At 60.9% G+C, this 1,053-nt stretch carries 1 protein-coding gene and 1 pseudogene; both read right to left on the bottom strand.

Features of this window, described 5'->3' with window-relative positions; translation table 11 throughout:
- Positions 1 to 182: 182 nt before the first annotated feature.
- Positions 183 to 519: pseudogene (gene tnpB / locus C7G61_RS42845) on the bottom strand (IS66 family insertion sequence element accessory protein TnpB); the annotation flags it as partial.
- Complete coding sequence (gene tnpA, locus C7G61_RS47180; RefSeq protein WP_145963832.1) at positions 516 to 968, bottom strand: IS66-like element accessory protein TnpA; 453 nt, start codon at positions 966 to 968, stop codon at positions 516 to 518. The pseudogene tnpB and the gene tnpA, both read right to left, overlap by 4 nt.
- Positions 969 to 1,053 lie beyond the last annotated feature (85 nt).

The following is a 1,053-nucleotide window of genomic DNA, read 5'->3' as shown; positions in this document are numbered from 1 at the left end:
CATCACGCTCGGCCGAAAGCGTGCTGCATTCCGCCGACAACGCCGCAAGCCTTGACGACAGCGCCATCACGGTGTGTCGGAGCAATGCTGGATCGGAAGGCAAATCACTCATGCAGAGTGATTTTACAACAACTCCGCATGAGTGACGAACGACTCTTGATACGGATCAACCAGCTCAGCGCTGGCTGACCCACAATTCGCATCGGCACTCGCTTCAAGTCCGAGCCATCGAGCAGCACCGAGAGCTGAGCATGAGATAGCGGCATGACGCCTTCCTTGATCGGCGGCCAGGTGAACTGCCCCTCGATTCTTTTGTAGTAAAGGACAAGACCGCTTCCATCCCAAGGTCAGGATATTCACGCGATCTCGGCGCTTGGAGCGGAAGACGTAAAGTCCGCCGTCGAACGGATCGGCTCCAAAGGCCTCGCTCACCAGCATCGCCAGCGAGTCCATGCCGCGACGGAAATCGACCGGCTGCGTCGCAATCCAGATCGACAACCCAGGTCGAAGCCCGATCATCGACCAGCCGTCCCGACTGCCGCGAGCACCTCGCGCAGTGCCCGCCGGTCGACTGTTCCCCTGACATGGATGCGAACCGCGCCGACTTGGATCTCAATCGCTGCCTGCTCTTCGCGCGACGACAATTCGCCGCCGCAGCCAGTGATCGCGACCGGCACAAAGCCAGGTGGCATGCCTCTGTCCCCGCGCGCCCCGACCTGCGCCCGCGTGGCCTGGCGACGCCAGAGAAACAACAGACTTGGACTGATGTCGTGTCGCCGCGCTACCGCGGACACGCTTGCACCTGGCACAAAACTCTCCGCAACAATCGCCGCCTTCGCATCGGTCGACCAGCGCCGACGCCGGCCCGTCCCGGTGATGATCTCGACACGCTGAAGCGTGTCGGTGCCGTGTTCGAGGATAGGCGTATGCCTATCCTTATCGCTATCCTTACGACTATCCTTCGACATTGTGACCTCGCGACAAACCATTCCGCAAGATCTTCCTAGCCGACCAGATCAGCCCTCAGAGCGTGGTCCCTACATGACGCTCACG

The organism is Bradyrhizobium algeriense, from assembly GCF_003062295.1.
Taxonomy (GTDB): Bacteria; Pseudomonadota; Alphaproteobacteria; order Rhizobiales; family Xanthobacteraceae; genus Bradyrhizobium; species Bradyrhizobium algeriense.
Note: the sequence above shows the minus strand (reverse complement) of the source record. Positions and strands in the feature narration are given on the sequence as shown.

Excerpts from the sequence above, each read along its gene's own strand:
- tnpA (WP_145963832.1), bottom strand. The coding sequence starts at position 968 with ATGTCGAAGGATAGTCGTAAGGATAGCGATAAGGATAGGCATACGCCT.